Here is a 26,915-nt window from a genome sequence, read left to right as displayed (position 1 = left end):
GTAACTATCAACCTTTATATGCGTGTATATTGGTGTTAAGCACCTGTTTCCAGTCGCTCGCCTCGATACCGAAGTGCTGAGTAATTTTAGCCGTATCTAACATTGAATTAGCTGGGCGCTTGGCTGGTGTGGGGTATTCTTGAGTGGGGATCGGAGTCAACTTGGGCTTGTTAGAGATAAGTGACTCATTAACCGCAATATCAAAAATAGCATCAGCAAACTCATACCAACTCACATGCGGTAAACCTGAATAGTGATAAACCCCATATTCAATCGGCTCTTGTGCAGCAACCGCATCGACGATGGTGAGCAGTGCACTGGCAATATCACCAGCATACGTTGGGCCACCAAATTGATCGCCCACTATGCTCAAACTGTCGTGCGTCTTGGCTAGGCGAAGCATGGTTTTGACAAAGTTATTACCATGCTCACTAAACACCCAAGCGGTTCTCATAATGATATGTTTATCACACGACTGCATGACGGCACGCTCACCGGCAAGCTTACTCTCGCCATACACACTCTGTGGGGCTGGGCTGTCACTTTCTTGATAAAGCCCCTGTTTATCACCAGCAAACACATAATCGGTGGAAATATGTAATAAGGTTGCGCCTATCTGTTGCGCCGCTAACGCTATAAGCTTAGGGCCATCACTATTGATGGCAAACGCTAACTCAACCTCATCTTCGGCTTTATCGACCGCAGTGTAAGCCGCGGCATTAATAATAATATCGGGGACATTAGCCAATATAAACGCCGCTACCGCGCTGTTATCGGTAATATCTAAGGTATCTCTGTCGGCGGCAATCACCACCATAGCGTCACGTTGAGCAAGCAACCTTGTTAGACTGCGACCGACTTGGCCATTACAGCCAGTAACCAGTATTTTCATCTATGAAACTACCTGTTTTTCTCTGTAACGAGCCGAGTAAGATACTGGCCATATTCATTTTTCATCATAGACTTAGCAATCTTTAACACCTGCTCTCTCGTCAGCCAGCCATTACGCCAAGCGATCTCTTCTAAACACGCCACTTTAAGCCCCTGCACATTCTCAATGGTTTGAACAAAGGAAGAGGCTTCATGCAGGCTTTCATGAGTGCCGGTATCAAGCCAAGCAAATCCACGCCCGAGTAACTCAACATTGAGTGATCCATCGTTAAGGTACATCTCATTGATAGCGGTAATTTCAAGTTCTCCGCGCTCAGAGGGCATAAGCTGTTTTGCCATGTCTACCACGCGATTATCAAAGAAATACAGGCCAGTCACGGCATAGTTAGATTTGGGATTAAGGGGCTTTTCTTCAATCGACACCGCTTTCATCTCATCATCAAACTCAACCACACCAAAGCGCTCAGGATCTTTCACTTGATAACCAAATACTGTGGCTCCAACGTCACGTTTTGCCGCGCTCTGCAACGTTTTAGAAAAGGACTGCCCATAGAAAACATTGTCACCTAACACTAAACACACCGAGTCATCACCAATAAAGTCTTCACCTATGATGAACGCTTGCGCGAGTCCATCAGGGCTAGGTTGCACGGCATACTCAAACTGGACGCCAAAGTCAGCCCCATCACCTAATAAACGCTTAAAGCTATCACTATCTTCGGGTGTCGAGATGATTAATATCTCGCGAATACCGGCCAACATGAGGATTGAAATAGGATAAAACACCATGGGTTTATCATAAATGGGCAGTAATTGTTTAGAGACGCCACGCGTCAGTGGATATAAACGCGTACCTGAACCACCGGCTAATACTATCCCTTTCATTTAACCGCTCCTGTTAACGACCCCAAACGCTCACCCGCGTATGAGCCGTCTAGCACTCGCGACCACCATTGTTTATTAGCTAAATACCACTCAACGGTTTTACGCATGCCCGACTCAAACGTCTCTTGCGGTGTCCAGCCAAGCTCGTGTTCAATCTTCGACGCGTCTATAGCATAGCGAACATCATGGCCAGGGCGATCTGCGACCTTAGTAATTAAATCAGCATACAAAGCTACACCTTGAGGCTTATGGGGGACTAATTCTTCAAGTAAACTGCAAATGGTATTAACCACCTCAATATTGGCCTTCTCATTGTGACCGCCAATATTATAGGTTTCACCCACAACGCCCTCTGTGACCACTTTATAGAGTGCACGAGCATGGTCTTCGACATAGAGCCAATCTCGAATTTGCATACCATCACCATAAACCGGTAACGGTTTGCCCTCTAAGGCATTGAGGATCATCAATGGGATGAGTTTTTCAGGAAAATGATAAGGACCATAATTATTAGAACAATTAGTCACAATCGCCGGAAAACCATAGGTTCTTGTCCAAGCACGTACAAGATGATCGCTAGAGGCTTTAGACGCTGAATAAGGGCTTGAGGGCTGGTAAGGCATGGTTTCGATAAATAAGTCATCGCCACCCTCTAGATCACCATAGACTTCGTCGGTCGAGATATGATGAAAACGGAAAACTTGCTTGGCCGTATCTGGTAACTGTTGCCAATATGCTCGTGCTACTTCGAGCAAAGTAAAGGTACCGACAATATTGGTTTGAATAAAAGCAGCAGGCCCTGTGATTGAGCGATCAACATGAGATTCAGCCGCGAGGTGCATAACGGCATCCGGCTTATGTTCAGTAAAAACTCGTTCAAGCTCGGCGAGGTCACAAATATTAACGAGTTCAAATACATAGCGAGCGTCTTGATCAATATCACTTAGGGATGCTAAGTTACCAGCATAAGTTAAACAGTCGACATTAACTACTGAGTTATCAGTATTCTTTAAAATATGTCGAATAACTGCAGAGCCAATAAACCCCGCCCCCCCAGTAATTAAAAATTTCATTTACGTACTTCCGTACCTTTTGTGTGCAATGGAACCGAGACTTTTTGCTTTTTAGATGGTAACGTACGCCGATATTTTTTGGAAAGGTTTTAAGATGAAAATAGCTATTGCTGGCACTGGTTATGTTGGCTTGTCTAACGCAGTATTATTAGCGCAACATAATGAGGTTGTTGCTGTAGATATAAATGAAGAAAAAATCGCATTAATCAATGATAAGAAATCCCCCATTGCCGACAAAGAGATTGAGCATTATCTGTCCACTAAATCATTAAATCTGATAGCGACTAGTGACAAGCTCTTTGCTTATGAAAATGCTTCTTATGTTATTGTAGCGACACCAACTGATTATGACCCTGAAACAAACTACTTTAATACCAATTCAGTAGAATCTGTCATTCTGGACGTATTAGCAATAAACCCCAATGCAGTTATCATCATTAAATCGACAGTTCCAGTTGGGTTTACTGAGAGTGTTCGGGCCAAGTTTACCTGCGATAATATTATTTTTTCTCCTGAATTTTTGCGAGAAGGAAAAGCCTTATACGATAACCTCCATCCTTCTAGAGTGATCGTTGGTGAGAACTCACAACGGGCGCAAGTTTTTGCATCCCTACTAACTGATGCTGCGATTAAAGATGACATTCCGATTCTATTAACAGATTCCACTGAAGCTGAAGCTGTTAAGCTATTTTCAAATACCTATTTAGCTATGCGTGTGGCTTACTTTAATGAGCTTGATACTTATGCTGAGAGCCATGGTTTAAATACAAGACAGATCATAGAAGGCGTAGGTTTAGATCCAAGAATTGGAAGCCACTATAATAATCCTTCATTTGGTTATGGCGGCTATTGCTTACCTAAAGATACTAAACAGTTACGGGCAAACTATGCTGATGTACCTAATTGCCTTATCGGTGCAATTGTAGACGCAAACACTACACGTAAAGACTTTATCGCAGATGCAATAATAAAGCGAAAACCAACTACAGTAGGTATTTACCGATTAGTGATGAAGAGTGGTTCTGATAACTTTAGAGCCTCATCAATTCAAGGTATCATGAAGCGTATTAAAGCCAAAGGTATCGAGGTTGTGGTATATGAACCCGTACTTGAAAAAACTGAATTTTTTAACTCAAAAGTGATAAAAAATATTGATGAGTTTAAAGAAGTTGCGGACGTAATTGTATCAAATCGTATGGTTGATGAACTTAATGATGTTGCAGATAAAGTATATACCCGTGACTTATTTGGTTCTGACTAACAATACCAAAACATAAAGCCAACAACAAAAACAAAATACTTATCACTAGGGCCTGTTGATCTTTGCTGGTTGAATTTTGTTCGAGACAAAAACGTTTTAATCGAGGCGAGTGGATTGCAGCCTAGTCATCTAAGCAAAATTCACTTAACAAAGAGTAAAACGTTTTTAGCCGACCCCTTAGGGCAGCGTTTGTTGGGTATTTCTACTGCGTTCTCAGCTTTTTATGTAGAATAACTACACTACAAAGCTTCTGCCTTGTATGAATACCCAGCAACTCGCTGCAAAAATAACCTTGAAAGATCAACAGGCCCTAGACAGTTAACTCGATTTAAAGGTTCTAATAATAAGTTATTATCCTTTTAATTTTTATCTGAAAGTATTTGTGCTGTGCTGCCTGTTAATTATTGATTAAGCTAGTATCCCGGTTTTCATAAGGGAAATAGAGTTGCCAAAGATGTAATTCATGCTAACCATTTATGTAGGTAAAAACTAACGCTGTTAGATATAAATAACCACATGTCGCGATTGGCGCTTCATGTCTTGTAAAAGCTTGTTTTCAGGTGTTGGATATTTTAATGAAAATTGTAATCCCAGTGGCAGGGCTAGGTACAAGGATGTTACCCGCTACTAAAGCTATTCCTAAAGAAATGTTACCTCTTGTTGATAAGCCGCTTATTCAATATATCGTCAATGAGTGTGTAGCAGCAGGGGTTAAAGAAATTGTTTTGGTTACCCATGCTAGTAAAAACGCTATCGAAAATCATTTTGATACTTCTTATGAACTCGAGTCAACACTTGAAAAACGCGTTAAGCGTCAATTACTTGAGGAAGTACAATCTATTTGCCCCAAAGATGTGACCATCATGCATATCCGTCAAGGTGAAGCTAAAGGGCTTGGTCATGCGGTATTGTGTGCTAAACCTTGTATAGGTAACAATCCTTTTGCTGTAGTACTTCCTGATGTAATTTTGGATGAGTATAGCGCTAACCAAAAAACTGAAAATTTGGCTGCAATGATCGCGCGTTATCAAGCCACATCAGCAAGTCAAATTATGGTTGCCCCAGTGCCTGAAAGTGAAGTCAACAAATATGGTATCGCAGATTGTTATGGGGTAGATATCGCCCCCGGTAACGCTGCACCTATTAAGGCCATGATTGAAAAGCCTGCGGTTGCTGAAGCGCCCTCTAACCTTGCGGTCGTAGGTCGTTATGTACTATCAGCTAAAATCTGGGAGCTGCTTGCCAAGACACCAGCTGGCGCTGGCGATGAGATCCAGTTAACTGATGCTATTGATATGCTTATTGAGTCGGATGTTGTCGAAGCATTCAATATGACAGGCAAATCACACGATTGTGGCGATAAGCTTGGCTACATGGCAGCCTTCGTAGAATATGGTTTGCGTGACGCTAAATTAGGTGATGCTTTTAAAACACAGATAAGAACACTACTGGATGATAATCCGGTAACAGCCCCCCCCTCAACGGTGCTCCCCCCCATTTGTAACCGTAGTTAAAGTAGACTTTAGGCAGCCATCAGTGATGGTCTGCCATTATAAGTTTTATGTGGTTTGGCGTCGTTATCAGGGCTTCACCACTTTTTTGTTATGGCTTCCTGAATCACTTCTACCTTAAAACCCTCTTCAGCCAACACCTTTTTCAATCGCTGGTTTTCATCTTCCTGCGCTTTCATCCGAGCCACTAGTGATGCATCCCGCCATATTTAGCACATCGACTTATAAAATGTGGTGTTACTCCTACCATGCTCTCGACAAAGCTCAGCTACAGTGCCTGCTTCTGATTACTTGAAAATCGTGATAATTTGACTATCCGAGTATCATCATTTTTTTCACTGCAGAATCTCCAATATTTAACTTACGAGAAAATTCTATTTTTAGCGGCGATTATTTTTCGGCGGGATTAGCAAAGGAGTCCTCTTAAAAGGAACTCCTTGATATTTTATCGATAAAGAGAGGGTTATAAAGAGACTAGATTGACGACATTACTTGTTTTGTCCTTTGAAATCGCCTTTACTTGCCAAACTAAATCACATATACCGTCAGTCGGGCTAAAACCAGTAGGTGTATTAATCAATAAATCACGAATATCCTCATGATCAAAATTGTGACAAGCCATATCGAGCCGACTTAAAATAGGTTCTAAATCATCCCATGATAAACACACCTCATTTGCGGTCATAATTCGCTCATGTTCAGTGCCTGTCACGTCATCCCCAATTAATAACTCCTCATATAACTTCTCACCAGGTCGTAAACCTGTAAATTCAATTGAAATATCCCCATCTGGATGAGTCGAATCCTTTACTTCAAAACCACTTAATCGGATCATTTTAGAAGCAAGGTCTACAATTTTTATTGACTCTCCCATATCCAGAACAAACACATCCCCCCCTTTACCCATTGCACCAGCTTGAATCACAAGCTGTGAGGCTTCTGGGATAGTCATGAAGAAACGAGTAATCTCTGGGTGCGTTACTGTAACAGGCCCACCACTAGCAATTTGCTTTTTAAATAATGGTACTACCGAGCCAGATGAACCTAAAACATTACCAAAACGCACCATACAAAACCGAGTATTATGTGGCTCATCAGATAGAGCTTGTAGCACCAACTCAGCCATTCGTTTAGTTGTTCCCATGACGTTGGTAGGTCTAACTGCTTTATCGGTTGAAATGAGAACAAAAGTCTCAACATTTGCAGCAATAGCGGCCTTTGCAGTATACAGAGTGCCAAAGATATTATTACGCACCCCCTCTACGACATTATGTTCAACAAGTGGCACATGTTTATAGGCTGCAGCATGATAAACGGTCTGTACCTGAAACGCCTCCATCACAGCCTGAACACGGTTTTCACGCTGAATTGATCCAAGAATAGGAAAAATCCTCACATCAATACCTAATTGTTCAGCGGTACAAACAAGCTCCTTTTCAATTGAATATAAACCAAATTCTGAGATTTCAAACAGCACTAAACTCTTAGGACTAAGTTTCAATATCTGGCGACACAACTCAGAGCCAATTGAACCACCAGCACCACTGACCATAACAACTTTGTTCGTAATATTTGAAGCCATAAGTTCCTTTCTAGGAGTGACAGCATCTCTACCTAGCAGATCATCAATCTCAACCTCCTTAATATCACTGTATAGCTTATTGCCACTCACTAGATCAGCCATCGAAGGGAGAGTTAAAATTTGTACAGCCAGCGGTTCCAAAGACAATATAATGTCTTGTCTTCTCCTGCGGGAAGCACTCGGCAGCGCCAGCAATACTTTAGTCGCTTTCTTTTGTCGAATAAGCTTTCTGATGATAGATGGAGAATGAACATGCACCCCTTGGATCACGGTACCGTGTAGAGCCGAATCATCATCAACAAAAGCGAAAGGATAATATTCATGACTCTGTACTAATGCCGTCATCAATTGTCGGCCCGCGACACCCGCACCATAAATAACCACAGGCTCACCAATACGTTTTAAACCTGTGCCTACAAATGAGCGAATAAATGCCCTAGAGCCACCGACAAATATTAACGCAAAAGCAGCATATATTACGGGTACGGTACGGGGGAGAGGTACTTAAAAAAAGTAAGATATGAGTACTAATGAAATAGTAGAAAGAAATACGCCCCAAAATATGGCATCTAACGCTTGAAAACCAAGATAACGAAGAACGGTCCGATATAAACCTAACCTATAAAAACCCATAATACTGATGGGAATTAATGAAAACCCTAAAGCCCAAAAATGCCCTAGAGAGAGGATATTGATAACATCTAATCGAACGAATAATGCACACCAAAAAGCTGTCAGCAGAAATATGGAGTCGAGAAACATACTGATAAAGCGTTTATGGGAACGCTTCAAAGAAAATAAAAACTTCAAAAAACCCGAATTTAATTCAAGATTTGTACGATTTAGCATATAAGACTACTTTTAGTGAACTAACGAGCTCGCACGACTATAGCACAAGGCACATAGAGACATAATAAAAACAAGTAAGACTACCATATAAGGACTCCAAACACACCGGATACACTAACATAATCCATCCCATGTGCACCGATGAATCCTGCTATTGACTAAAAGCAATGAACTAAGATTTGATTACATAAAAAGGAGAATACTTAGCCAATATTCTCCTTTATGACGCCTTACGACGCAGTCAAAGCTGATTGTCTGAACGTACTAGGAAGTAACTACAATGTACTTGCTTGCGTTAAAACTTGACGGATCACAGCACATGTAGTGTCGATCTCTTCAGGAGTTAATGTCGGATGAACAAGAAACATTAAGCTAGTATCACCTAACTCGACCGCATTTTTAAGTCTATCTTTAGGGCGCCAACCAGTGTCATCAAATGCCTTTTCTAAATAAACTTCAGAACAACTCCCCTGAAAAGCTGGAACACCTAAGACATTTATCGAATCTATTATACGATCTCGGCTCCAGCCTTGCGCCAAAAATGATTCATTGATAAAGACATAATGTTTATATTCAGCATGAACTAAATCATCATCAACTCGCACAGTCCGTACCAGAGGTATATCTTTTACCGCTTCATCAATGGCCAATCCATTAGCCTGACGCTTAAGTGTCCACTCATCCATTTTTTTGAGTTGGTACCGTCCCAGAGCAGCCTGTATTTCAGTCATTCTCCAATTCGTTCCAAAGCTTTCATGTAGCCAGCGAAACCCAGGAGGGTGCTGTTTGTTATAGATAGCATCAAAACTTTTACCGTGATCTTTATAAGACCACATTTTTGACCATAATAGCCTGTCATTTGTTGTTACCATTCCACCTTCACCTCCGGTGGTCATGATTTTATCTTGGCAGAATGACCAAGCCCCTATATGCCCAATACTCCCAACTGAACGGCCTTTATAGCGGGCCCCATGAGCCTGTGCACAATCTTCAATTACATAAAAACCGTGTTTTTGGGAAAGTTGCATAATGGGATCCATATCTGCTGGCATACCAGCAAGGTGGACCACAATAACAGCTTTAGTCTTAGGGGTTAGTACAGCCTCGATAGATTCAGCAGTAATATTTTGGCTATTCAAATCAACATCAGCAAAAACAGGCCTAGCACCTGTAGTGACGATTGAAGAAGCTGAAGCAAGGAAAGTGCGAGGGGTTGTTATCACCTCATCATCTGAACCAATATTTAACGCTTTTAAGGCAATATCTAACGCTAAAGTACCATTACTCAAAGCGACCGCATATTCGGTGCCCGCAAAAGCCGCAAACTCAGTTTCAAAAGAACGTCCCTCATGACCGGTCCAATAATTAACTTTGTTAGACAATAAAATATCACGGACAATATTAGCTTCCTCTATAGAATATGAGGGCCAAGGGGAAAAAGGAGTGTTAAGCACAAAAACCTCTATTTTATATGAATACGTTTCGCAGGAACGCCTGCCACAGATAAACCTTGCATGACATCGTTTATCACAACTGCCCCAGCACCGACTATTACATTACAGTCAACTTGTATCTGCTGAATGATGCTTGCTCCAATACCAATCCAAGAACAGCGCCCTATTTTGACGCCACCGGCAAGATTAGCACCAGGGCTAATATGTACGGCTTCTTCAAGCTTACAATCATGATCAATGGTGCAATTTGTATTAATTATCCCAGCCTTGCCAACACTGGTAAAAGCCCCTACAACGGCATTAGCCATTACAGCCGTCCCAGATGCAAGTTTACTATATTTACTGACAACAGCTGACGGATGAATTAGGCTTGTAGCCTTCCCACCAGCTAATTCAAAAGTGATATGTTTATCGAGTCTGATTGCGTTATTGCCGATAGCAACAAAGAAGGCGTCAAACTCATGCAAAGAGTTGATAAGCGTATCGGTAACACCGTTAACACGCCACCCCTCCAGTTGAGTTATACTTGGCCATGCATCATCGAAAAATACAATTTCAGACCAACCATTTAACTCAGCAATCTCAGCGACAACTTTTCCATGGCCGCTGGCACCAAATATTGCAAGCTTACTCAATCTTGTTTACTTCCCTTAAAAGCTTCGATGGTAACATGGCCCTGCGCTGAAATATCCTCTTTGAAAAATACTTTCTTAACCGTCAACAAGAGGATTTTCAGATCTAAAAAGAGTGACTGATTCTCAACATACCATATATCAAGTCTGAACTTTTCTTCCCAGGTAATTGCATTACGGCCATTTATCTGTGCCCAACCGGTAATTCCTGGACGCACCTCATGCCGCCTAGCCTGCTCTTCATTGTATAACGGCAGATACTCAACCAGAAGAGGACGCGGACCTACAAGGCTCATGTCTCCTTTTAGTACACTCCAAAGCCCGGGTAATTCGTCTAAACTTGTCGACCTCAATTTCTGGCCAAAAGGTGTCAGTCTTTCAGAATCAGGTAACACATTGCCCTGTTCATCAACGCTATCTTTCATACTCCTAAACTTTAACATCTCAAAGATCTGACCATTCAGACCGGGTCTCTTTTGTCTGAAAATAACAGGGGAACCTAAATGAGTTTTCACTTTCCGACTGACAACAAAAAGCACCGGAGACAGTAGAATCAACGCAAACAAGGATAATATGATATCGAGAGATCGTTTAATCATTCACCGCCTCCATCAAAGCTGTTTCAACTCTGCCAGCCATAATATCTCGTGAAAACTTGTTATACGCAAGATAGTGACAGTTTGTCACTGCAGTTTGATACGATATGTCATTCAAGAGGAAATCAGACAAGCTTGCTGCAGAGTTGTCATGGTGTTTTGGATCCAAAACCAACCCACACTTGTACTCTTCAATAAAGTCTTTTTGCCACCCACCATAATTGATTGCAATAGGTGTCGAAGAGGCTAATGCATCGAATAATTTATTGGCAGAATTATGCCACATCGGCTCGACATCACCAAACAGCGACATCGAGAGATCGGCTGCAGACAATAAGGAAACGATTTCAGTTTTTGGCACAGGATCGAGAAAATATAAATTATGTTCAAATACACCCACCAACTTAGCTTTCTCAATAATAGCCTGCTTCTCCATGCCATCACCAATCGCAACAAAACAGATATTGTTATCAATTATCCGCATCTTTGCAGCCAGCTCGACCAGATAGCCAACATTGTTGATTAGACCAAAGGTACCGGTATAAACCACCAATTTTCGTCCATTCAAAAAAGGGAGTTTTTCCTGTTTATATCTTTCCCCCACTGACTTTTCAACATCGAATAATGTGGTATCACAGCTATTGGTCGCTAGAAAAACATGCTCTTTAGCAACTCCGTGCCGCGTGATCCCATCGCACATACCTGGTGAAAGACCGATAAGCCTTTTTGAGTTATGGTAAGTGTACTTTTCGAACCATTGAGCAAGCTTGATAACAAAGCGATTTTTTATGACCCCAACAGCAATCGGCAGTTCCGGCCAAAGGTCCCTAACTTCAAACACCATAGGCTTACGCTTCAATTTCGAATAAATCAATCCCGGGATAGCAATGGTCAAAGGTGTACTGGTGGCCAGAACAACATCGGCTTTAACGGTTAAAGATTTAAATGTAGATAAAAGTGAGAACTGTAAAAACTTGAATATACGTTTTATGAAGGAATCCCGGTTAGAATAAGGCAGGTGTAAGACATGTAACTTGATACCCTCAAGCTCAAGAAAGTTCCAACCTTCTGTAAATGCACTCTCAGTAGAAAGGTAAGCTGAAGAGGTCACGAAGGTAACATCATGCCCTTTAGCAACAAGCCGTTTAGCCATTTCGTATGAGCGCGTCCCAGCATTTGAGCTAGGAGTCGCAAAGTATTGATGTAGATATAATATTCTCAAAGTGAGTGCCCCAACTGTATTCCTTTAAAATCCATTTGTTATAGTAAAAATCTATTGCTATGTTTTCACATAGTGATGACTAGCACTAATGACCTGCTTATAAGCCGCTATCATAGTGTCGATACAGGCTGTTTCAGAATATTTATCGACAACATTCTTGCGTCCCTCAAGGCCATATAAGCGTCTCTTAACGGGGTCCATTATTAACTCTTTTAATGCTGCGGTTGTCGAAGCGATATCATCGATAGGGACAATCAACCCAGTAGAACGGTTTGATACAACCTCACATAAACCATCGGCATCTGAAACTAAAACCGGTAATTCGCAAGAGGATGCTTCTAGTACCGCCACGCCAAAGCTTTCCGAGCGACTCAAAGCAACATACAGGTCGAAACGGTTTAATATATTCGGTACTTCTATGTTAGGAACAAAACCGCCAAAAAAGACTAGATTAGAGAGACCAAGTTCTGCTGTGAGTTTAGCCAATGAATCAGCTTCTCCCCCTTCACCGTATATTTGCAGTTCAAACTCACATTCAGGCATCTCTCTCACTACCCGGCCAAAGGCGTGAAGTAACACATCGATCCCATAGATATGCTTAAGTGACTTAACTGTGCCTATGACAATTTTAGAACGCTGACCATTGTGTTCTTGAATGACTGGCATAGGTTTAAACAACTCAGTGTTCACTCCAAAAGGAGTAATATATACAGGTACACCCTTAGCCAATGATTGGTCATTCAATTCATTCTGCATGCAAAGGCTTGTTGAAAAAATCGCATTTGCTCGACTTAGAATCTGGTTTAGCACCCATGAATGTACAGCAGACTTCTTAGGAAACAGGTAAACATCACTGCCCCATAAAGAGATCACATTAGGACAATATTGACATGCTAAAACAGATAATAATCCATAACCCGTAGCATAATGAGCATTTAACAGATCGGGTCGAATCTGTTTTAATAGTTTTCTAAGTCTAAAAACATTCAAAAAATAACCGAAAGGCGCCTTGACAGGGAGCTCATGTACAGACACTCGTGGGTCAAAATCCTGAGTAACGCCGTGAAGAGAGATCACATGGACATGGATACCACTTCGAGCTAGGCCATTGGCCCATTTTACGGTGTGAACATTATTTGCTGCAGAAAGTAAAACAATTTTCATTTAAAAGCCTTATCGCCCCAAAATCACAACGATTATACTGCGTTGTATGGTGTCGTGATAACTGATTGCGCAACCCTACTAAAACCTAAATCGATCAATAAGACTTTTGACAACTTTCAAATTCATATTTAGGTATAAAGCGGTAGCCGCTTTCCAATTACCTTTATTAACCAGCTTTAAGTAGCTGGATAGTGAAAACGCTTCACTTGCCATACGAATACGCATGACCTCTAACGAATTTTTATGACCCTGAGACATCATATCGTTATGCTTTTCAGTAAAAAGTCTCAAAGCGGCCAGTCTTTTGGTGGGAAAATTACTGATCCTATCTTGCTCATGAGAAGTATGCCATACATAGGTCGCCTGTGAGACCTTTATACCAGGGCCGAACCGAGCCACGAGTCGAACCCAAGTATCGTAATCCTGAAACGCAGGAAATGCTTCATCGAATCCCCCAATATCTCTCATTCTGGAGGTCAGCGTGAACACTTGATTACCCACCTTGTTGTAATGCAGTAGACTTGATAATTCTATGACGCCACAATCGAGAGACCTTTCAATCTGCGAAGTTCCAGTATCCTCCAGCAAACAAGCCGCAACAAAAGCATAGTTTTCATCGAACGCATTATATAAACCCAATAAATGATCCGGCTTAAATTCATCATCATCGTCTAAGCCGGTAATGTACTTACCTTTGGCCACTGAAATTGCATAGTTTCGAGCAGCACAAGCTCCTTTGGGCTTATCGTGACGAAGAAATACAATATTGTCATATTCTTGAAGATAGCTTTGTACAGTAGAAACAGTATCATCAGAAGAACCATCATCAACAATAATGATCTCAACGTCTTTGTGACTCTGACCTAATACTGAATCCACAGCACGCCTTAGCAGACCTGAGCGATTGTGTGTTGGTATATAAACACTGATTAATGGCATCTGAGCAGGCTGATTCATATAATTACATCCTTACAAAAAATAATGTTTCTACTCATGCCTGACTAAAATCCCGTTTACTGTTAACAGTACTCAAATATACAATTAATGCTAAAAAGAAGTAATACGGTGTAAAATATACCGCTGAACTAACAGATATAATTGAAAGCAATGAAGGCGATAAAATCAAAACATACTTCAAAGCAAACCTTCCAGACAGAATTTTAAATTGCAAAAAATAAAATATAAAAAAGCTAAGTCCAGAATAAATCAGCATTTCCATATAAAAAAAGTGTGGAGGAAAATGTGATACTGTTTTCATCCATACTTCATTATAAAATGAAATATTAATTATTCCAAAACCGACACCAAACATAAAGTCTAATAAACCAAAGTCATTGACTATTTTGATCATTTCACTTAACGCATAAGCTCGCACCGCAATAGACTCTAAAGAGCCACTCTCGACTACAGACTTTAACTCCTGAGTATTCGCCAAAAAATGCCATGCTCTAGACACCGCTTCAATAAGAGACTCAAGGTGATTAGACAAAAACACAACACCAATAGTACTTGCAATCACGGAAAAAATTAAAAAATAAACCCTAGCCTTGTTACTATTTGCCATAAGTAAGAAACACATTTGCCCTAAAGTTGCCATGAGAGCAAGTTTGGAATGAATAGCCAAACAATAGGCAATTAACAATATGGTCAAATAGAAATAATGCCCTTTCTTACCTGAATAATAAACAGCAACGGATGAAAATAAAAGACAGATTGCATTAGAGTTAACATTTCCCCATAGAGATGAGGCATTTTGAAAATCACCATTCAGTGGATTCAACCCAAATATACTAACCCCAAGAAGTAACTCAACAAAGGCTACGGCAAAGTTCAGATATGACACAAAAATAATTATTTCAGCAACTCTTTCCAGCCCTAGACGATGTAGAGCTTGCCGTGAAAAAGTAAATACAAAATAAGTTACAAAGAAATAGAAGACATATAAGAAATATCGAGAATCGATAGTATCGAATGCAAGGTGTTTAATAAACAAAACAGATAAAAAGGCTAATAAAAGCAGAAAAGAGAGCAATTCCTCCTTGGCGACATGCATGAATTTTAGGCATGAAAAAAATGCAACAGCCAGTATTACCCCAACAGAGAAATGATACATTTTCAAAGGACCTAAACTAATTGAAGGTCCAATGAAAATAAAGAAAATAAAGATAGAATACATAAACAAAGAGTTTCTATCTTTATAGTTAGGAAGTGGCATCAGCAATATTATCTTCTAAGCACGTTGAAAAACAGTCTTCCACATATCTTTGGACTGTTGTTTAAAATGATCTCTAGCTTTAACTTGCTTTTCACCACAAGCTAACTGCTTAGCAGTGCTGAAGGCTTCTCTTAGCTGCTCTGCGGTGATCTCTGGTGTGATTAAACATTCAGACTGCAGATACTCTTCATACAGGCGTTCATACTTATGGCTCCAGCTGGTTCCTAAACATGGCACCCCCTGAGAAAGCGCACTCACACAACCGTGAAAACGAGAACAGATAACGCCATGACTGGCACCGATAATCCCCTTCACTTTTAATGGATCGGTTTCATGAATTAACTCTAAGTCGCCACCGCAAGCTTGATTAACTTGCTCACAGATAGCACCGTCACCCGCACCTTCATGGTTAAGCAAAACAGGCTGTAAGCCAAGTTCACGGATCATCGCAACGGCATCTTGTAACACTCTGAGATAATTACTTTTCCATGCTGATTGATTATTACGACTACCCACCATATTACTGTTAGGGATGATCAGTACTTTCTGATCACCATTAACAAAATAGTCAGGTAAAACACCCGTGACCAGATTGGTAAAATCCGGGAACTGGTGCAAGTTACTGTTTTCTCCGACAATACCTTTAACATGTTGGTAACTGGTCTCTTCACGGGCACAGATCAGATCGGCTTGTGGCAGTGCTTTTTTAAGGTAACTCAAATCTTTGCTTCGGGTAAAAGGGCCCAATGCCTGAGGTAAGAATAGATACTTTTGCCCATGAGCCTTAGAGCGAATAATCTCACCGGCTAACGCTTTAATCGTTAAACTGCCCCACTGATCACCATAAGCAAAACCTGACGCATCGAAAACATGAGTGATGTCAGCCTCAGTGACGATTCCCCACTTATGCTTCAGCCAAGTTCTGAATTTTACTGGTAATTTATAGCTGATAAAATTTAGATCAATAATATTTTTACGAATAGAAAGCTTCTGATAAGCGCCCAACTTGGCACGTTCAACATAAGGTGAGTTGGGGTTTGTCGCCATCACAAGTTCCGCATCAGGCCAATTCGCTTTGATCTGTTCAATCACAGCATGCACCATTAACTCGGCACCTTTATTAACGAATTGAGAACCCTTAATTTCGATCATCATCTACTTAACTTCCTTAACTAACAAACTGTCACTTTTCTTCTGTGAGAATGGGATCCCACCCTCATGATCTGCGTATCCGACGGCAAGTAACATGACGACTCGCTCATGATATTTAAGATTTAATTTTTTACTTAACATTTTTTCACGTTGTTCAACATCCGGCCAATTGATAGAGCAAGTTGATAGTCCCAGTGTCTCAAGAGATAACATGAGTTGCATACTGGCTAATGAAGCATCAATGTAGATAATATGACGGTCACGTTCAGCAGGGTAAGCATTGAGGTTACCGACAATAGCAATGATACAGGGTAAATTATCTGAAAAACCAACAGTACCCATGGCGCAGTTGGCAATATCGGTGGCTTTATCACTGTCATTAACAACATGAAACTCGAATGGCTGTCTATTACAAGCAGACGGAGCGAGACTCGCGGCATTGACGGCTTTACGAATATCGGCGATGTCTACCGACTTGTCCTGATACCAACGCACAGATCTTCGACGTTGAAACAGCGTTAACAACTGATCAAAATCAACCGGGCAATCAGGCAGATCTTTATAAGCATAGGGTACACTGAGTGTCTCTGAGTCAGCAGTAGTCTGGGAGGTGAAGATGGCCCTAGCCTTATCAATTTTACTGTTATGTCCCACAACTTCAAAATAACGGGTTAACACATCTGTTGCCCATTTTTTTTCATCACTACATAACTCAGTACTGTTGATGGCAGCGTTATAACACTCAACCGTCTCAAGAATATATCCGTCGGCGAAAATCTCTCTTCTGGGCTGCATGATCAACCCTTTCTCGAGCCGATGGATATTTCTACGTAATAATATACAGCTCTTACCTATCAAGGCTAAAGAGTGCTCATAAGCCAGTCTGCCATCCAGTACCGCCTTGTGTTCACGGTAAAACTGACGACTGAAAAACGTATAGTAAAAAGAGGCTAAAAAACCATTTTTAGAAAACAGACGAATGAACATTAAATCGACATTGTCCACCTTGCTTTTGAGTGTCGAAATGGTATTTTTCGGCAATAGTTTTACAAGAGCTTGCTTCATTCAAGAAATCTCGTTGGTCTGCTTAGGCCAATAACGATGCCCAAGTGTAAATGGAAGTAATAAAGAACGGGACATAATACGCGCGATGTCCCTTGTTTTAGGGCTTATCCAAAACGCGATGTACGATGCGATGAAATAGGAAAAAACGGTCGCAATCGCCGCGCCTTTAGCACCATACAGGGGAATAAGCATAAGGTTTGCGATCACATTAATCACCGCACCCAAGCCATGGCTCAGCAACGAAAAAGCAAGTAAATGTTCGCTCAGAAGCCACTTGCTCACCAATGCCCGCATAAAGATAAATAACCCAGCCCAAATATGCAGCTGTAAAATAAACGCAGATTGCAGATATTCCTGTCCAAACAGGATGACAATGGCAGGCTTAGCGACCAAGCTTACCGCAATGGCGATGATGAATGCACACACAAACAGCAGATCAGATATCTGCTGTAACTTTACTTGGTAAGCGTCAAATAACTGCTTCTTCTTTAGCGCCAATAGCGCCGGAAAAAGCGTAATGACAACGGCATCGGCAAAGAAGTACCACACCTCAGACAGCCTAGCAGCGACAGCGTAAATACCGACAGCTTCGGTCCCGACCATATTTTCAAGCATCACCTGATCGACTTTAAGGTAGATAACCGCCGCAATTCCCGACAAAATCAGCCAGTAAGATTGCTTTAACAGGCCGAGTCCATAGGAAAAATCAACACTTGAAACACGAATGGGTGAAGCATAAAAAGAGTAGATAACAACAAAACCAATACCCAGCACTAGGGTTTCGGCGGCGAAAATGGCAACTATCGTTAATAAGCTTGCGCTCATAGCAACGGCAACAAGCTTTAATGAGGCAAATATTAGGATAACACTCAACCTCATACGCACAACCTGACGAGCAGCGACCTGAGCCTGAAACCAAAACTCTAACACATTAAAGGCATAAAATATGTTTGCAATCGCAAGCAGTATTAAGCCATGGCTGGCGACATCGGACGACACCCCCCAACCATTAACGGCAAGCAAAACACAAACGAGTGTACCGGTTAACGCCCCAATTAATCTAAAAAAGGTAGCGCTGGCAATGATCTTATCACGGTTATCAGGGTCGTTAACTAACTCCCGGGTAATGATGGCATTCAGGCCTAATGCCGCCAAAGGCGCAACTAAAGCAACCAGTGCAATCAGATAACTTAATGACCCAAACCCTTCTGGCCCGAGACTGCGCGCCAACGCTAAGCTAACCAGCAAGTTAGCCGACATGGAGATCACTTTTTCAGACACCAGCCAGGAGGTATTAGCCAGTGCCTTCTTAATAAATGGCGTCATTAATCTGCTTTATGTAAAAAAAATCGAATAAAAACAAACAGGCACGCCAAGAAACCGCCAAACAGGGTACCTACAATACAGATTAAGGCACGTTTGGGCTTAAACTTCTCTTCGGCGACGATGGCCGGATCGATCGTTTTAAAAACATACTCATCACGCACCTCGGCAAACATAATGGTTTTAGTCTGTTCTTCAATGAGCTGATACAGTACGGTGCGAATATCGGCCACATGGGTCTCGCTAATCTGTTTTTCAAGAAACTCACTGCTCTTTACCGCCTCAGCGACCTCTCTCTGCTTCATTTCGGCATTGATATCTTCAACCAGCCAGGTAACCCACTGCTGGGCAATAGAGGGCGAGAGATGTTCAACAGAAATTCGAATTAAACCGGTATCCTTATCAACTTGAACCTCAACAATTTCAGCAAAGGTTTTATACGCTTCCTGCGGCGAAGGCTTAGGTTGCTTCGGCGCTTCAACCTCTCTGACCCACAACTTGCTGCTGCTATCATATAGGCTTAGGTCATAGGTTAATGAATCATCATTTTGATTCCAGGATTCACCCGCCATAAGCTGAGGTAAAATGTCATGCTTTTCAATAAAGCTATTGGCAAACTGCCTCGACTTAAGCACTGAGATCGCAAGTTGAGTCTTATCGACACTGCTTCCGCCGCCTAAATTCAAGCCAGCCATGCTAGCTAAACCACCAAATTGAGATGCCAGTGCGCCGAGCCCGCCCTGCTGCTCAGCGTTCGCCGGAGCCAACAAGGCTTCAGACTTATAGATATTAGGCAGCATCAGGGCTATCACGACAGAGGCAATAGCAAAAACAGAGGTGACTGCCACTATCAACCACTTTCCGTCCCAGACGGCCGAGAAAAGCGCTCGTAAATCTATCTCATTAGCTGTTGGGGGAATGGCATAGCCAGAAGCAGATACATTAGGCTCTTGGGGAACTTGAGGTGACATATTATTCATTAATTTACACACTAATCTATCTAAGAAGTAAGTCAGACTAACCTGAAGTGCGCAGCAAGCGTAAATACCTAGGTATTTACGTTCACAACGGCACCAAAAGGCAACAGAGACGCATGATAGCGGCTTTCCACACAAATTTAAAGCAATGGAAATGCTACAAAATTGAGGTTTCGCTAAATAGATGAAAACCTCTACAACTAGCTACAAAAGGTAACACCGCTTAAAAACTGAAAACCTCTGAGTAAATAGCGTAAAATTTTACAACATATATTGCCTGCAACACAAACACCACTAACTTGACCATAGGCCCAATACCACATTATTTTTTATCAGCAAAGATAGACTCATAAAGATCTAATGTCTGTTGAGCTACGCTTTCGATGGAAAAATTTGACTCAAAACGTTTCAAAGCAGCCTGCCCGTAATCACTACAAACTTTAGGCTGTTCACACAGTTTTATTAACTTTTCCGCTATTGCCGAAGGCGATTTTGAAGGTACGACCCAGCCAGTTTTATCATTTTGGACAACCCAGCCCATACCAGAGCCTTGCACATCGGTCACTAACGCTGGCTTTGCTTGACGGGCAGCTTCCAATATCACTAAACCAAAAGCTTCAGTTCTTTCAATCGAAGGGAGGCAGAGTAAATCACACCAAGCATAACAATCATTAAGTTGCTGCTCACTTACTCCACCCAACATTTGAACACAATTAATTCCAAGTCGATTCAAGTGATGATTAAGCTCTTGAAATAACTCACCTCTCCCTACTACCTTTACCTCAATACAGCGTTGAACGGGTTCCGGTAAAGAAGCAATAGCGTCAAATAATACCCTGTGACCTTTATAATAAGAAAGCCTTCCTACAACGAGAATTCTAAGCTTTTGCTCCTCACTTGCCCTAATTAAACTTGTCTTAGAATTAGATCGAGGCAAGCCCAAAGGGATTATTGTCACTTTAGCGCGAAAGTTAGCTAAAGGCTTGCTGGAGTCACAATAACTTGGCGATGTACAAATAATGCGTTCAGCCCTTTTAAGCACCGCCTTTTCAAATATTCGATACATCGGATACAACATTTTGATAAACCATTTTGGCTTGTCACCCACCACATCAGAGTGCCAATGAACCACCCAAGAGCACTTCCTGGCTTCTGCACTTAATAATAGCCAGAAAGCTGAAGTGTTTGGCATATGAATATGGATAACGTTAGGCTGTTCAAGTTTGAGACAATGATTAACATCTCTTAAGAACCAAGGGCTAATAGGAGCAAACATCAGACTGCCAAAACAAGCTGCGCGATATATCTTAACTCCCTCTATCGTTTCATTATCACTATATGGCGTAATTTTATGTTGATGAACCAAAGCTGAAACTCGATATTCAGAGCCCTTGGTTAAAGGTAACAATTCCGACATATAGTTTTCAATCCCTCCATAAAATGGAGGGTAGAACTTGCCAATGTGTAAGATTGATTTCATTTTTAGCTTCGTATTATCTCGAGTAACTCGTTAGTTTTTTGTTCCATCAATTCTTTGTCACCTCGAGTTTCTAGATTAAGTCTTAATAATGGCTCTGTATTTGATTTTCTTAAATTAAAACGCCAAGTATTAAACTCAAGGCTTATACCATCAGTCCTATCTACATTGATGGCTAAATCAATGTATTTATGCAAAACTCGTTCAATTGCAAGATCGGCATCTTTAACAGCTGAGTTAATCTCACCGGGAGATGGAAATGCAGCGATTCGTTCTTTAACCAATACCGATAAAGGCTTATTTTTTACACATAATAGTTCAGCAACAAGTAACCATGGAATCATACCACTGTCGCAATAGGAAAAATCTTTAAAATAATGATGAGCACTCATCTCGCCACCATAAACGGCATCTTCTTCCCGCATGCGTTCTTTGATGAATGCATGTCCTGTCTTAGACATAATCGGTAAACCGCCATTTTGCTCAATGACATCGATACTGTTCCAAGTTAATCGAGGATCATGGATTATTTTTGCTCCTGCATTTTTTTGTAAAAAAGCCTCGGCTAACAAACCAACAATATAGTATCCCTCTATAAACTCACCCGTTTCATCAAAAAGGAAACAGCGGTCGAAATCACCATCCCATGCGATGCCCATATCTGCGTCAAACTTTTTCACAGCATCTGAGGTATCTTGCCGACACTCAGGCAACAAAGGATTGGGGATCCCGTTGGGGAAGTCACCATTGGGTTGATGATGTACTTTGATAAACTCTATCGGAATATTTAACTCATTAAATAATAATTCTAATGCATCGATTACATGACCAGCCGCACCATTACCAGAATTAGCAACTATCTTTAAGGGGGTAATATTTTCAGCGTTAATATACGTCATCAAGTGATTAACATAAGCTGGTAAGTTACTTCTCTGACTCAGCGCCCCTTTGATATCAACATCTGCAAATTCATTTAGCTCTGCTAAATGTTTAATTTCAAAAAGCCCCGTATCCCCGCTAACAGGTTTTGAATCTTCTCTAACTAATTTCATGCCATTATAATCTAATGGGTTATGACTAGCTGTCACCTCTACGCCACCGGCAAGATTCAAATATTTCGTTGCAAAATAAATCTCTTCGGTACCCGTCAACCCGATGTCGAGAACATTAACCCCTGAATCACAAAGTCCTTTTGCCAGTTCATTTTTAAGCGTCTCAGAGGTATGCCGAACATCCCCCCCGACCACTACTGTTTTAGAGCCTAACTCACCGCCTTCCCTCACTAATACTTGACCAAACGCTCGGCCAATTCGATAAGCAATATCTTCGTTGAGTTCTTCACCTAGCTTCCCGCGAATATCGTACGCTTTAAAACAAGTTAATTCTTCTAACATCTAACAGTCCTAATCTATATTCTGTGATTTAACATATGCATGCATTTTATAAACTTATTACTATTTGCTATCTGGGTTTTAAATAGCCATATAACAGAAGCTTTTGATGTCATAAAAATAATTAACAACTAGCACTTTCGTTATTCGCCACCAATGCAATACTTCACACCAGCAAATTTAATCGCTTCTCATTCAAAACTGCATCAACAACCCCAAAAACTCACAACCTATTGACTTATCCGTTTAATATATTGGCAGACCAAATTGGATATTCATAATCTAAGATTGATAAAAATTCGCATACCTGATTAAGGAAATACTATCTAAACAAGTTTACATTTGGCAGCAATCATGTTGAAAGAGCTTTTAAACTAATGACTCCAATTATTGTTCAAACTTCTGTTTCTATTGTATTCATTTGCCAACCTTTCTTCCACTCAGTAGGTAGCTTCAATAACGTTGATCAGTTGCTGTATCTTATCTATAGGTAGAGTGTTAATCCCAGCGGCCGCAGCTCTACCTCCACCAGTATCAAACTGACTACAGATATCACCGGCGCCAAATTTATTTGAAAGTGGCGCACGTAATGAAACTGTGTATGACAGTCCATCATTATTTTTTGTTAATACTACATGAGCAGCATGTGGGTTTTTATTGGCAAGAGCATTACAGTAAACGCCACTAATACGACGTGACCAATCTTCATCTGGAAGCTCAATGATAAACAATTTATCAGCTTGATACATTGGTGAGATAGACTCAACCTGAGTCATATCTGTTTGGTATGCATCTTGTAACTTATAAAATGGAGAGTTTGACTCTGCAATTACGTCAAAAGGTGATTCATACTTCAATAACTCAGCGAACAGTTCGGCAGGATGGTAATGAAGATCTGTAATATCAGAGCCATAGCCGTTGTAGTTAATCAATGTACCTAACTCATTTAAAAAACGCGCTTGCTCAAGTGTCAGGCCTGCAACTTTAGATAAATTATCAGCAACTCCAATTAGGTTATCACCATAAGCAGCAGTAATAGCCCAATGGTGATATTTCCGATTCAGCAGCTTATCGACAATCAAAGCCGTACAGATGTTAGCATCCAAGTCGATATGTGCACTTAAATGCTTACTCACTGGAATCTCACCCGTTATGTGATGATCGGCATAAAAAACACTTATCCCATCATTAAGAGCTTTCATTAAACCGGCTTGGTTTTTCTTCATGGAAATATCTAGAATTGTAAGTTTATCCCCTTTAACCAGTTTGACGTTTCGAGTAAGCTTTGTAAGCAAGTCAATATCACGCTTAACGCCTGTCACCAGCTCGCTCTCTATAGGATTAGCTAATCGAAGTTGCAGCAATGCAATAATACCATCGGCATCACCATTAAAAATATCGTAATTCATAAATTCCTTAAAAGAAGCTATTTGCTTAAAAGCTTCGAGTCGCAAGCTAAAGAAAAAATACAGCCCCCTGAAGCGAGTTCAATATGGTGAAACCTAGCTAAAGCAGATTATCCATAATAAAACGAACGGCTCTAAAAATTGAGATAGCCATTGTCTTTCAAATAATCGACTACTTGCAAAGCATTTACCTCGATGGATTGCTCAGCGGTCTTTATATGTACTTCGGGGCTGATAGGACGTTCATAGGTCGAATCAATACCAGTAAAGTTTTTTATCTCACCAGCACGGGCTTTCTTATATAAACCTTTGGGATCACGTAATTCACACTCTTCAAGTGGGGTATCCACAAAGACCTCAACGAATTTCTTATCACCGAGTAACCTCCGCACCATGGTTCTATCTTCGGCAAACGGCGAAATAAACGCAGAAGAAACTAGCAAGCCAGCATCGACAAATAATTTAGACACCTCACCGATACGGCGAATATTTTCGACTCTGTCGTTGTCTGAAAAACCTAAATCACCATTCAGACCATGACGTACATTATCACCGTCAAGCACATAGGTACTGGCTCCTCTTTCATGTAGTATCTTATCAACCGCATTCGCAAGTGTTGATTTTCCCGAACCGCTTAAGCCTGTGAACCACATAACAGCCCCTTGATGGCCATTAGCTGCAACCCTGTCTTGATGCGACACGCTAGCAAGGTGCCACATCAAATCAGTGGATTTATCATCACTTTCTACGATTTTATAAGGTGACATGTCCAATCCTTAACAATAATAAAGGTAACGTTTTAAATTGATATTATCTCGCAACATCTAGTTTCCAGTATAATATGACTCAGAGCCCCACATCTTTTCTCCAATGACATAACCTAGCTTGCCATCTCTTTGATTTTAGAACGGGAAAAATACCGGTACGGCCGTTAATACGATAATGCCATACACTAGACTCACCGGTAGACCTACTTTGATAAAATCGATCAATCTATATTGACCAGCATTAAAAACCATCAAATTTGTTTGATAACCATAAGGGCTCATAAAGCTACCACTGGCCGCAAAGGCTACGGTCATAACAAATGGCATTACATCAACACCAAATCCCAAAGCAATGCTATAGGCTATCGGAAACATTAACGCAGCAGCGGCATTATTCGTTACCAACTCAGTCAACACCCAAGTTAACAAATACACTAACACTAATCCGATGTATGCATGCCCCAAACTAGTAAATCCCGATACCCATTGGGCAATGATAGTATCAACACCAGCATTAACTAGAGCCTGAGACATCAAAATAGCCGCAGTCACCACTATCCAAATATCAATAGGGAAACGCCTAACAACTTCATTGGCGGTGAGACAGCGGCTAAAAATGAACGCTCCTAAAAGCGCCAGCAAACCAAGCAGCATGTCTATAAAATCTAATGCACTAAGTGCAACAACAGCGATAAAACCTATTGTTACTCCCCAAGCTTTGACCCCATTAATTCTGCTTTCAGGAGATACACCACTAAGAATAATGAAGTTTTTAGTCAAATTTCGTCGTGAACTAAAATCATTACCGACAGCTAAAATTAAAAAATCTCCCGCTTTAATAACGACTTCACCTAATTTCCCTGAAATATGTGCGCCATCGCGACTAATTGCGACAACAGCAGCATCAAATAGCGCTCTGAATCCCGCAGATTTTAGTGTTTTACCAACTAAAACACTCTCTTCTTTCACAACAACCTCATTGAGATTAGTCCCTAGTAGCCCATTTTTATCGGCAAACAACTCTAGACCTGAAAACTGACTAATTTGCATCACCTTAGTAATATCACCACTAAACACCAATCTGTCATCTTCTTGCAAAACCTCACTCGGGCTTACAGGCGTGATAAGCCGATTTTTTCGCACGACTTCAACTAAAAACAAAGACTCTAAATGGCGTAAACCATTTGACTCAACAGAGCGCCCAATTAAATCGGACCCAGGTTTAACTTTTGCATCGATAAAGTAGCCTTTAAAATCAAGTTCGTTCACCTCAACATTCGGTAGCCACTTAGAAGTGAAATACAAGGTAATTCCACACCCGATAACCAATATCCCCCCTAAAGCAGTAAAAGAAAAAAAGGCTAACCCATTGCCTGTCGCATCAATATATAAACTGTTCACTATTAAGTTAGTTGAAGTGCCTATCAACGTCAGTGTACCACCTAAAATAGCGGCATAAGATAAGGGCAATAAGAGTTTACTGGCTGTATGATGTGGATTATTACGAATAGGAGAGATGAGCGTTGCCACAACAGCAGTATTATTCAGAAAAGCTGAACACAATGCCGTTACGCCAAATAAGCGAATCCAAGTCGATGTATAACTGCAGACAATTACCTTCGAAGCAATAACACGCAAAAAATGGGTTTTTTCAAGTACAAAAGAACATAAGATAAGCAAAATAAGCGTCACTAATCCAGGGTTAACCATACTATTGAGTAACTGTTCTTTACTTACTATCCCCAATAAAGATAAAGCGAGTAACGCACTTCCTAAAACTGCAGCAGGTTTACGCTGATAACGTATCAAACCAACAATAGTGAGAACAAAAATGGCTACTGTTATATAAGTATTTAATGGCATATTTTTCTTATTGATCGGATTATAATCTGCAATCTTTAGGTTATCTCTAAGAGTTGATAAAACAAAAAACGCTTACAACAAACTTGCTAATTGCTGTAAGCGAGTTCCATTTCTATCATACTACTTAAAGTGGAGTCATTATCCGCCCATCAAAACATC

Annotated in this window: 21 protein-coding genes and 1 pseudogene; 2 read left to right on the top strand and 20 right to left on the bottom strand. The window is 40.9% G+C overall.

Translation table 11 applies throughout. The features are described 5' to 3' along the window. Positions 1 to 7: 7 nt before the first annotated feature. From rfbD to rfbB, 3 genes are read right to left on the bottom strand one after another with little or no spacing between them, the layout of a single operon-like run. Positions 8 to 892 carry a dTDP-4-dehydrorhamnose reductase gene (rfbD, locus tag DVO77_RS04950; protein WP_119977558.1) on the bottom strand — a complete coding sequence of 295 codons (885 nt, stop codon included), beginning with the start codon at positions 890 to 892 and terminating at the stop codon, positions 8 to 10. Between the two features lie 8 nt (positions 893 to 900). Beyond that, positions 901 to 1,776 carry a glucose-1-phosphate thymidylyltransferase RfbA gene (gene rfbA / locus DVO77_RS04945; protein ID WP_119977557.1) on the bottom strand — a complete coding sequence of 292 codons (876 nt, stop codon included), beginning with the start codon at positions 1,774 to 1,776 and terminating at the stop codon, positions 901 to 903. Further along, positions 1,773 to 2,849, bottom strand: a complete 1,077-nt coding sequence (gene rfbB, locus DVO77_RS04940) for a dTDP-glucose 4,6-dehydratase (protein ID WP_119977556.1) — start codon at positions 2,847 to 2,849, stop codon at positions 1,773 to 1,775. The genes rfbA and rfbB overlap by 4 nt, the downstream gene beginning before the upstream one ends. A 94-nt stretch (positions 2,850 to 2,943) precedes the next feature. Between rfbB and DVO77_RS04935 the strand changes: the two genes are divergently transcribed. Together DVO77_RS04935 and galU are read left to right on the top strand one after the other, a co-directional pair. Next, a complete protein-coding gene (locus DVO77_RS04935; protein ID WP_119977585.1) occupies positions 2,944 to 4,110 on the top strand; it encodes a nucleotide sugar dehydrogenase in 1,167 nt (388 codons plus the stop codon). Between the two features lie 575 nt (positions 4,111 to 4,685). After that, positions 4,686 to 5,624 carry a UTP--glucose-1-phosphate uridylyltransferase GalU gene (gene galU / locus DVO77_RS04925; RefSeq protein WP_119977555.1) on the top strand — a complete coding sequence of 313 codons (939 nt, stop codon included), beginning with the start codon at positions 4,686 to 4,688 and terminating at the stop codon, positions 5,622 to 5,624. Between the two features lie 460 nt (positions 5,625 to 6,084). On the opposite strand, the pseudogene DVO77_RS04920 reads toward galU, so the two are convergent. The 17 genes and pseudogenes from DVO77_RS04920 to DVO77_RS04840 all read right to left on the bottom strand — a co-directional run bounded on the left by DVO77_RS04920 (position 6,085) and on the right by DVO77_RS04840 (position 26,756). Further along, a pseudogene (locus DVO77_RS04920) lies at positions 6,085 to 8,052 on the bottom strand (polysaccharide biosynthesis protein). Between the two features lie 275 nt (positions 8,053 to 8,327). Continuing rightward, positions 8,328 to 9,506, bottom strand: coding sequence for a DegT/DnrJ/EryC1/StrS family aminotransferase (locus DVO77_RS04915; RefSeq protein WP_119977554.1), 1,179 nt, complete (start codon positions 9,504 to 9,506; stop codon positions 8,328 to 8,330). 8 nt (positions 9,507 to 9,514) lie between these two features. Beyond that, positions 9,515 to 10,141: an acetyltransferase gene (locus tag DVO77_RS04910; protein WP_119977553.1), complete on the bottom strand. Its 627-nt coding sequence runs from the start codon at positions 10,139 to 10,141 to the stop codon at positions 9,515 to 9,517. Then, a complete protein-coding gene (locus DVO77_RS04905; protein ID WP_119977552.1) occupies positions 10,138 to 10,737 on the bottom strand; it encodes a sugar transferase in 600 nt (199 codons plus the stop codon). The genes DVO77_RS04910 and DVO77_RS04905 overlap by 4 nt, the downstream gene beginning before the upstream one ends. Continuing rightward, entirely contained in the window at positions 10,730 to 11,956 is a 1,227-nt protein-coding gene (locus DVO77_RS04900; protein WP_119977551.1) for a glycosyltransferase family 4 protein, read from the bottom strand. Before DVO77_RS04900 ends, DVO77_RS04905 begins: the two co-directional genes overlap by 8 nt. 57 nt (positions 11,957 to 12,013) lie before the next feature. Continuing rightward, the gene (locus DVO77_RS04895; RefSeq protein WP_119977550.1) at positions 12,014 to 13,120 is read right to left on the bottom strand and encodes a glycosyltransferase; all 1,107 of its coding nucleotides are present in this window, start codon (positions 13,118 to 13,120) and stop codon (positions 12,014 to 12,016) included. A gap of 78 nt (positions 13,121 to 13,198) precedes the next feature. After that, positions 13,199 to 14,077, bottom strand: a complete 879-nt coding sequence (locus DVO77_RS04890) for a glycosyltransferase (RefSeq protein WP_119977549.1) — start codon at positions 14,075 to 14,077, stop codon at positions 13,199 to 13,201. A 34-nt stretch (positions 14,078 to 14,111) separates the two neighbouring features. Then, positions 14,112 to 15,335, bottom strand: coding sequence for a hypothetical protein (locus tag DVO77_RS04885; protein ID WP_162924146.1), 1,224 nt, complete (start codon positions 15,333 to 15,335; stop codon positions 14,112 to 14,114). Between the two features lie 15 nt (positions 15,336 to 15,350). Beyond that, entirely contained in the window at positions 15,351 to 16,490 is a 1,140-nt protein-coding gene (locus DVO77_RS04880; RefSeq protein ID WP_119977547.1) for a polysaccharide pyruvyl transferase family protein, read from the bottom strand. Next, positions 16,491 to 17,552 (bottom strand): nitroreductase family protein, encoded by a 1,062-nt coding sequence (locus DVO77_RS04875; RefSeq protein WP_119977546.1) that lies wholly within the window; start codon positions 17,550 to 17,552, stop codon positions 16,491 to 16,493. Further along, positions 17,553 to 18,878 carry a flippase gene (locus DVO77_RS04870; RefSeq protein ID WP_119977545.1) on the bottom strand — a complete coding sequence of 442 codons (1,326 nt, stop codon included), beginning with the start codon at positions 18,876 to 18,878 and terminating at the stop codon, positions 17,553 to 17,555. Beyond that, positions 18,878 to 19,846 (bottom strand): Wzz/FepE/Etk N-terminal domain-containing protein, encoded by a 969-nt coding sequence (locus DVO77_RS04865; protein ID WP_373317405.1) that lies wholly within the window; start codon positions 19,844 to 19,846, stop codon positions 18,878 to 18,880. The genes DVO77_RS04870 and DVO77_RS04865 overlap by 1 nt, the downstream gene beginning before the upstream one ends. A 328-nt stretch (positions 19,847 to 20,174) precedes the next feature. Continuing rightward, complete coding sequence (locus DVO77_RS04860; RefSeq protein ID WP_119977543.1) at positions 20,175 to 21,332, bottom strand: glycosyltransferase; 1,158 nt, start codon at positions 21,330 to 21,332, stop codon at positions 20,175 to 20,177. 2 nt (positions 21,333 to 21,334) lie between these two features. Further along, on the bottom strand, positions 21,335 to 22,723 hold the full coding sequence (locus DVO77_RS04855; protein WP_119977542.1) for a phosphohexomutase domain-containing protein: 1,389 nt from the start codon (positions 22,721 to 22,723) through the stop codon (positions 21,335 to 21,337). Positions 22,724 to 23,160: 437 nt separating this feature from the next. Beyond that, entirely contained in the window at positions 23,161 to 24,129 is a 969-nt protein-coding gene (locus tag DVO77_RS04850) for a DHHA1 domain-containing protein (protein WP_119977541.1), read from the bottom strand. Positions 24,130 to 24,260: 131 nt separating this feature from the next. Next, positions 24,261 to 24,893, bottom strand: coding sequence for an adenylyl-sulfate kinase (gene cysC / locus DVO77_RS04845; protein ID WP_119977540.1), 633 nt, complete (start codon positions 24,891 to 24,893; stop codon positions 24,261 to 24,263). Between the two features lie 135 nt (positions 24,894 to 25,028). After that, the gene (locus DVO77_RS04840; RefSeq protein ID WP_119977539.1) at positions 25,029 to 26,756 is read right to left on the bottom strand and encodes an SLC13 family permease; all 1,728 of its coding nucleotides are present in this window, start codon (positions 26,754 to 26,756) and stop codon (positions 25,029 to 25,031) included. Positions 26,757 to 26,915: the final 159 nt, after the last annotated feature.

The organism is Shewanella algidipiscicola (genome assembly GCF_003605125.1).
GTDB lineage: Bacteria > Pseudomonadota > Gammaproteobacteria > Enterobacterales > Shewanellaceae > Shewanella > Shewanella algidipiscicola.
This window is presented reverse-complemented; position numbering and strand designations above follow the sequence as displayed.